Source organism: Holdemania filiformis DSM 12042 (genome assembly GCF_000157995.1).
Taxonomy (GTDB): Bacteria; Bacillota_I; Bacilli_A; order Erysipelotrichales; family Erysipelotrichaceae; genus Holdemania; species Holdemania filiformis.
This window is the reverse complement of the sequence record NZ_GG657553.1, coordinates 515,435-522,316: the sequence shown is the minus strand read 5'-3', so window position 1 is coordinate 522,316 and position 6,882 is coordinate 515,435. Positions and strand designations below refer to the sequence as shown.

The window sequence follows — 6,882 nt, the reverse complement described above, 5'->3', positions numbered from 1 at the left end:
CGTACTGCCGCTGCATCCGCTTCTTCTGCCAGATGCGGGAGATGGGGTTGCCGGACGCAAGCTGGGGGTTATCATGGAGCGCCTTTTGGTAAAGCGCCTCCGCGTTGGCTCTGACCGCCGCCTGCTCCGCCTTTGCCGCGTCCCGCCAGGGCTTCACCTGCCGCTCCGCCCGCCAGTTTTGCAGCTTGCGGTTCCCATAGCCCACGGCTTTTTCCATGCCGCGCTCGGTGAGATGGCCCGCGGCCACGCCGGAGTTCTCCTGCTCCACCTCCCGCACCTTGGCGTGGGCGGCGTGGGCGACCTCCTGCAAAGGCCGCGTCAGCGGGCTCGGCCCCGGCTGCCGGATCGAAGCCGGCTTATCCGTCTCATGAAATACCAGTCTTGTACGCCCGGCGCCGGAAGCCTCGTCAAAGACACGCTCCGTGCCCAGGACGCGCTTTTTGGGGATGGCGGCCCTTGCCGCGTCCAGCTTGTCCGCTGCTTTGTCGGACTTGCGGATCGCCTTTTGCAGCTCCGGCGCGGCGCGTTCCTCGTCTGAAAACTGCAAACGGGAGGACGGACGGTCATTTGCCGCCGTACCCTTCCGGTAGGCTTTGCGGCGGTTCCGCCGCTTTTTCTTCTGAGACTTCCGGACGCGCCGGTCGTCCAGATGGTGGAGGGCAGTCCTCGCCAGCACCGTGGAATCGCCGGAGGGAGAATAGTCCTGCTCCGGCGCACGGTCTGAAACATGGCTCGCCTCGCCTGTGACCATGTTGACGGAAATGGCTCCGTCGCGGGTCATCTTCTGCGCCTCCTTCTCGGAGGCCTTCCATTCCTTCATGCGTCACCACCTGCCTTTCCATAGGGACAAATGCTCACGCACTCGCCCGTCTCGATCATGGAGATATACTTGAAAATGGGATATGCCTGGGGCGGGCAGACCGCGTTGCCCAGGGTTTTCAGCCGTAGGGCGCGGTCCGCGGTGTTTTCGGTGATACGGGGGACTCCCTCCGGCTCGGCAGCCCAGAGGATACGTCCGTCCATTTCCGGGGGAAGCCCATGAGCCATTCCACCCAGTCCGGGTTCAGCGCCGCCGTCTCGGATACCGGTTGTTCCTGCCGGATCACCTGCGCCGACAGATTGGCAGACGGAGCGCTGTTGCGAAACGCCGCCGGTTTCAGCGTGGAGCGGTAGCCCTCCGACGCTGCCGGGGTCAGATAGAATACCGCCGCCGACAGGCTCAGGCTCCAGATCGCACCGCTCTTGTTCACCTTGCGGAAGATCCCGTTGTCGGAGAGGTACACATCCAGGTTGGCCGCGTCCCGGCAGGTGTTCTTGTCGGAGGCAAGGGGCGTGGGAAACATCAGCCGCGACGATAAAAGTTCGCTGGCGCTCATGCCATGCGCCGACGCCGCAAGCCGGAAATACGAATGGGAGAACAGCGTATCCCGCTTTTGCCAGGTCAAAGATCGTTTTGTCGAGGCCCAGATTGATGAAGCCAGCAACATTTTCCCCAAGCACCCAACGGGGCCGCAGCTCGGTAATAACGCGGCACATTTCCGGCCACAGGTAGCGTTCATCCGCAAAGCCCCTTCGCTGCCCTGCGGTGGAGAAGGGCTGGCAGGGAAAGCCGCCAGAGATAACGGTAACGGTTTCAAGTCCTGTTTTTTCAAAAAACGCCTCCTTCGTAAAAGTAGTGATATCCCGGAATCTCGGCACCTCCGGCCAGTGCTTTTCCAGGACGGAATAGGGATAGTCCGCCCACTCGCATTGGCAGACGGTGCGGAAGCCCGCCGCCTCCGCCGCCAGATCCAGCCCGCCGATGCCGGAAAACAGGCTCACATGGGTCAGCTCAGTCATAGTCGTCCTCGCAGGAATGATCTCCGCAGAGGGCACAGCAGCGGCCGCAGCCGATGCCGTCCTCCGCCGCTTCCTCCGGGTCATAGGGCGTCAGATGCGCGCGCCGCAGCGTTGTCTCCAGAATGTCATAGCAGGTGACGACCTGATTCTCCGCAAAGCCCCACCTGCGGTACATTCTTCGGATGCTCGGATTCTCGCCGGAGAGATTCTTTTGCAGCCGCGCAAGCCGTTTTTCTGTTTTCACTTCTACAACACGGTTGCGGAGAAAGCTGTACTGCGCCAGCAGGTCAAAGAGATCGCCCACCAGCATACGAAAGGCGCTGCCGGAGATGATGTAGGCGGGATCATCGGCGGTGGCGGCGCGCTGCTTTTCCCTGATTTTTGCGTCATGCTCTTTCAGCACAGCGGTCAAGGGCGTGAGCTCCGCCGCCTTCAGCTCCGCAAGGTCCTTCCTGTCCCCAAACACCAGATAGCGGCCGGGGATACGCCAGGCGGCGAACTTTTCCTCCGCGATCTCGCCGTAGCGCTTTGCCGTCTCGGCCAGATTATCCAGATCCTTCTCGTCCTTCGCCTTTCCCGCCAGGAAGGCGAGCTGGTGGAGCAGGCCGTACAGATGTACCTCATCATTGATGTGGTTTTCATATACCTTGCTGTCGATCACGTATTTCATATCTTGTCCCATCCTTTCCTTATCCGGTTTCCCCATCATGGGAAACCTCGCTGGGCTTGGTCGTGAGAAGCCGGTACAGCTCCGTATCCTTCGGGAACTCGTCCTTGAAGGGCAGGATCACATTTTGGAAAAACAGAAGGCCGCTGCCGGGGTCCGCGTTGGTCACATAGGCAAGCTGTTCGGCGGAGATGTTCAGCCGCTCCGTCATCAGCTTGCGGTCGCCGGCAGACAGGTTCAGCAGGTAGATGAAATCGCTGTTTTCCAGAATGTTCTCGATCTCTGGGCTGTGCAGCAGGTCCTCGGGTTCTGCGTCGCCCCGGTGGGGACGCCGCCCCATTTGCGGAAGCGCTTCCAGATCTCGGCGCTGTACGCCGCCGTCTGTTCCTCCTTCAAAAGCAAATGGAACTCGTCCACGAAGTACCAGGTGGCCCGCCCAATGGAGCGGTTCACCGTGACGGTGTTCCACACCGCGTCCTGGACAATGAGCATCCCCGGCTTCTTCAGGTTCTTGCCAAGCCCCTTGATATCGAAGCAGACAAGGCGGTTGCGGATATCCACGGTGGTGCGGTGGTTGAAGAAGTTGAGAGAGCCGTTTACATACAGGTCCAGCGCCTGCGCCACACGATCCGCCTCCGGGATATGCTGGGCGGTGAGGGCTGCCATGAGGTCGGAGAGGATCGGCATATTCTCCGGCCGGGGGTCCGCGAAGTACGGCTGATAGATCTTCTGCACGGCCCGGTCAATGACGGTTTTCTCGATGGCCTCCAGACCTGTCTTGCTGCCCATGATAAGCTCACAGAAGGACAGCACGAAATCACTTTTCAGCGCCAGTGGGTTTTCTTCCTCGCTGTAATTGAGGTTGATATCCAGGGGATTGACATAGTCGCGGCTATTGGGCGAGAGCCGGATCACCTGGCCGCCCAACCGGTTCACCAGCGGGGAATATTCATCCTCCGGGTCGCAGATGATGACATTATCCTTCGTGGTCAGCATGACATAGGTGATCTCCCTCTTGCAGCTCATGGACTTGCCGCTGCCCGGCGTGCCGAACACCAGACCGTTTGGGCATCGGGACTGCTTGCGGTCCAGCAGGATCATGTTGCCGGACAGGGCGTTGAGCCCGTAATACATGGCGTCCCCGCCCATGAAAAGCTCCTGGGTCACAAAGGGGATGAATACCGCCAGCGCCGATGTGGTGAGGCTCCGTTCGATTTGGATACGGTTAAGGCCCAGCGGCAGCGAGGACATCAGACCGTCCTCCTGCTGGAAGTCCAGCCGGGTCAGGATGCAGTTATGGGTCTGGGCGACGCTGGCCGACTGGGAAACGGCGATCTCCAGCTTTTGCTTCGTGGGCGCCAGATGCAGCATGAGGAAGGTCATATTGAACATTCGCTCGTTGCGGCTCTGTAAATCCTGCAAGAGGTTTTTCGCCGCGCCGCCGTAGGTGGAGAGGTCGGAGGGGAGGATATCCAGATCGTAGCCGCTGCGGGCGGCCTTCTTCTGCTCCTGGATCTTCATGGCGTCCAGATCGGTGATCTTGCGCTTGACCATCTTGATGGCCTCGTTCTGGTTGATGCCGCGGACGTGCATGGTGACGAGAAGGTTTCCTTCCATACCCATGAAATCCGTGAGGATACGGTCCTGGATCTCCGGAGCCAATATTTGCAGGAAGGATACCGCGCCGTACATTTCACCCATGCGGAAGCGGCGTGTCTCCCCAAACTCGAAGGAAGAAGGCGCGATAAAATCCTTCACGGACAGGCCGGAGGGCGCCAGCCAATCCCATTCAAAGGCGAAGGGCTCCCCTCTGGGATGGAGGAGGCCGTGCAGCAGCGCCAGCCGCTCCTTGCCGTCCAGCACCTTTGCCGCCGCGCCCATGACCTTGAAGCGGTTCAGAGTGTCCGCCTCGATGCGGGAAAACCTTGCCCGTGCCGCCTGGATGCTCTCCGCCTCGATGGTCAGCGTGACATACTTGCTTTTTACATAGCCGTTGCTGCCGCGCTCATACTGTGTTTGCAGGATGCCGGAGGCCTCGGCGCGGATCCCGTCCAGCTCGTCCCCCTGGGCCGCCATGCGGAACAGGTCCCCGCCGCCGGCCTTGTGGCTGCTGCTCAGGGTCATTTGCACGCCGATGGAGGGATCATAGCCGTTATAGAAATCGCAGAGGCGTTCAAAGATATCCCGCTGATCGTCCGGCCCTGCCAGACGGTAGCTGACGTCGGCGTAGGCGATGGTTTTGGAAAAATGCCGGTCGTCCAGACGGCACAGGCCGTCCGGGTGTATATTGCGGAAGGGGAGGCTTGCCTGTACGGTGTGATTCTTGCCGTCCCCCTTGGCCTGCCGGATGACGGCCTCGATCTGCTTTCGCTCCTGCCGGGTGAGCCTGCGCCGGCCCTTGCCTCTTTTCCCAGCGCCAGAGGCGATCCGCCCCACCGTCCGCTCCAGCTCCGCCTGCTTTTCCAAAGCGGAATAGGCGTTGTTGGTCTGATAGACACGCTTTTTCGGACGGATGAATTTGCACTGGATCAGATTGCCCAGCAGCGCCTCCGGGGTCTGCCCGTTCTTCTCATACAGAGCGAACAGGAAGAAGGGCAGCATCACAAGGATCATGCACAGCGCCGCCGGCGTCGTGCCCATGCTGCCCTTGCTCAAAAAGAAAAGCGGCACTCCTACCAGCGCCGCCGATCCGAAACACACAAGCTGCCGCTTCGTCAGGCCGAACAGCATCTTGCTCTTGATTTTTGTCAGGTCCTTCGGGACCGTTACGTATGCCAATGGTTCACATCCTTTCCGCAAGCTGGATATCGCTTGCAACTTCATTTCCCCACACATCCCAGTCGGGCGGTGAGGCTCTTGCGAACAGCTCAATACGGGGTACATCCCCCATGAGGGCTTCGATCCGCCGCCGCGCCTCCTCCGGCTTCTGGCTGTGCCGCTCCACGTGGGAGAGGATGACCTGCTTCACATCCCGCGCCGCCCGCTTCGGGCGTCCGCGGGTCGCCAGCAGGCAGATCTCCGCGTTGGCCCGCGTCCAGTAGCCCATGCCGGTGAACAGGCCGTCCGACTTCCGGCACTGCTTGATCCAGACGAAGGCCACGGTCTTGAAGGTAAAGCCCCAGGCGTCCATGACGCCCCAGGCCTCCCGCAGCATGGGGAAGGTGATCCAGAGGAACAGGGCGCAGTCCTTGTCCGCCAGCTCCCCCACCGGCAGGGCCTTGATGGCCTCTATGTCCATGGTGGGGTAATGGCTCTCGGCGCTGCGCCCCGCGCCCTTCTTGCTCCAAACCTTATAGGCCCAGGGCGGATCTGCGTAGATGACCTTGTATTTTTTCATGGCCGCCTCCCGTCAATGCGCCCCGAACAGGCTCTTTGCAAGGCTGCCGGTGCGAAACAGGGTGTAGCACAGCAGCACCGTATAGCCCAGACACTCCCAGATGGCCACGGTGATATCATCCCCCACGGCGATATTCTGCACCAGCACCGCGTAGATGCCCACGCAGACCATGATAAGAAACGCCTGAAAGCCCAGGGCCAGCAGGGACTTCAAATAGTTCTGCCCCGTCTGGCCCCACTCCCGGTTGGCCATGGTGGCAAAGGGGATCGGCCCCACGGATACGGTCAGATACACCTCGATCATTCTTCCGTAGATCACAAGGAAGATGGCGATGGTGAGGATATGGGAGCAGAGGCCCACAAAAATGCTCTGAAACCACAGGCCCAGCAAAGAACCGATGCTCCAGTCCGCCAGAGCCGTTTCCAAATTGCCCACCACGCCGGAAATATCGATCCCCGCGTCAGAGATGATAACGCCGGCGCTCTGATTGACCACGCTCTGCGCCACGTCGAATACCGCCATGACGATGTTCCAGGTGTTGGTGACGATGAGCACCGCGCAGAAGGTCTTGAAGATCCACTTCCAGAAAAGCCAGGTGTCAAAATCATGGAGATTATTCTTTTCCACGATAAGCTGGATCAGCTCATAGCACATGACGAAGGTGAGGATGATGCCGGCGATGGGGACGATGACCGTTTCAGAGAGGCCGCGGATCATGTTGAAGATGCCGCCATTCCAGCCGGCCGGCGTCATGCCCACCTCGCCGGCGATCTCGCCCACCTTCGTATTCACGGTGTCAAAGGTCCCGGAGAGGTTGGAGATGATGCCGTCGATCAGCAGCTCCTTGAACCACTCCTGGATCATTTCAATTATCACGGGTGGTCACACCTCCTTTCGGGGGCTCCCGCCGTGAAACGGGAGCCTCCGGGTGGGATGGTCCTGCCGCCGCTCAGCCAAGCAGGCCGGACAGCAGGGGGATCAGGGTCACGCCGATCAGGGCGACGCCGCCGCCCGCGACAAGCTGCTTGACGCCCTGCGA

At 60.5% G+C, this 6,882-nt stretch carries 7 protein-coding genes and 1 pseudogene; all 8 read right to left on the bottom strand.

What is annotated here, in order from left to right; translation table 11 throughout:
• Positions 1-820: pseudogene (locus tag HOLDEFILI_RS19580) on the bottom strand (hypothetical protein); the annotation flags it as partial.
• Positions 817-1,839, bottom strand: a complete 1,023-nt coding sequence (locus tag HOLDEFILI_RS04835; RefSeq protein ID WP_006058360.1) for a DNA cytosine methyltransferase — start codon at positions 1,837-1,839, stop codon at positions 817-819. The pseudogene HOLDEFILI_RS19580 and the gene HOLDEFILI_RS04835, both read right to left, overlap by 4 nt.
• On the bottom strand, positions 1,832-2,509 hold the full coding sequence (locus HOLDEFILI_RS04830; RefSeq protein WP_050766919.1) for a hypothetical protein: 678 nt from the start codon (positions 2,507-2,509) through the stop codon (positions 1,832-1,834). The genes HOLDEFILI_RS04835 and HOLDEFILI_RS04830 overlap by 8 nt, the downstream gene beginning before the upstream one ends.
• A 19-nt stretch (positions 2,510-2,528) precedes the next feature.
• Positions 2,529-2,717 carry a hypothetical protein gene (locus tag HOLDEFILI_RS20485; RefSeq protein ID WP_006058358.1) on the bottom strand — a complete coding sequence of 63 codons (189 nt, stop codon included), beginning with the start codon at positions 2,715-2,717 and terminating at the stop codon, positions 2,529-2,531.
• 26 nt (positions 2,718-2,743) lie between these two features.
• Positions 2,744-5,284 carry a VirB4-like conjugal transfer ATPase, CD1110 family gene (locus HOLDEFILI_RS04825; RefSeq protein WP_425268558.1) on the bottom strand — a complete coding sequence of 847 codons (2,541 nt, stop codon included), beginning with the start codon at positions 5,282-5,284 and terminating at the stop codon, positions 2,744-2,746.
• Positions 5,285-5,288: 4 nt separating this feature from the next.
• Complete coding sequence (locus HOLDEFILI_RS04820) at positions 5,289-5,843, bottom strand: MT-A70 family methyltransferase (protein WP_006058356.1); 555 nt, start codon at positions 5,841-5,843, stop codon at positions 5,289-5,291.
• Between the two features lie 12 nt (positions 5,844-5,855).
• A complete protein-coding gene (locus HOLDEFILI_RS04815; protein WP_006058355.1) occupies positions 5,856-6,707 on the bottom strand; it encodes a VirB6/TrbL-like conjugal transfer protein, CD1112 family in 852 nt (283 codons plus the stop codon).
• An 85-nt stretch (positions 6,708-6,792) separates the two neighbouring features.
• On the bottom strand, positions 6,793-6,882 hold a 90-nt coding region (locus HOLDEFILI_RS18780), incomplete at its 5' end, for a Maff2 family mobile element protein (protein ID WP_244264306.1).

What these genes read in the sequence shown, in the direction of transcription:
- HOLDEFILI_RS04835 (WP_006058360.1), bottom strand. Translation starts at nt 1,839, where the DNA reads ATGACTGAGCTGACCCATGTGAGCCTGTTTTCCGGCATCGGCGGGCTG.
- HOLDEFILI_RS20485 (WP_006058358.1), bottom strand. Translation starts at nt 2,717, where the DNA reads ATGACGGAGCGGCTGAACATCTCCGCCGAACAGCTTGCCTATGTGACC.
- HOLDEFILI_RS04830 (WP_050766919.1), bottom strand. Translation starts at nt 2,509, where the DNA reads ATGAAATACGTGATCGACAGCAAGGTATATGAAAACCACATCAATGAT.
- HOLDEFILI_RS04820 (WP_006058356.1), bottom strand. Translation starts at nt 5,843, where the DNA reads ATGAAAAAATACAAGGTCATCTACGCAGATCCGCCCTGGGCCTATAAG.
- HOLDEFILI_RS04815 (WP_006058355.1), bottom strand. Translation starts at nt 6,707, where the DNA reads ATGATCCAGGAGTGGTTCAAGGAGCTGCTGATCGACGGCATCATCTCC.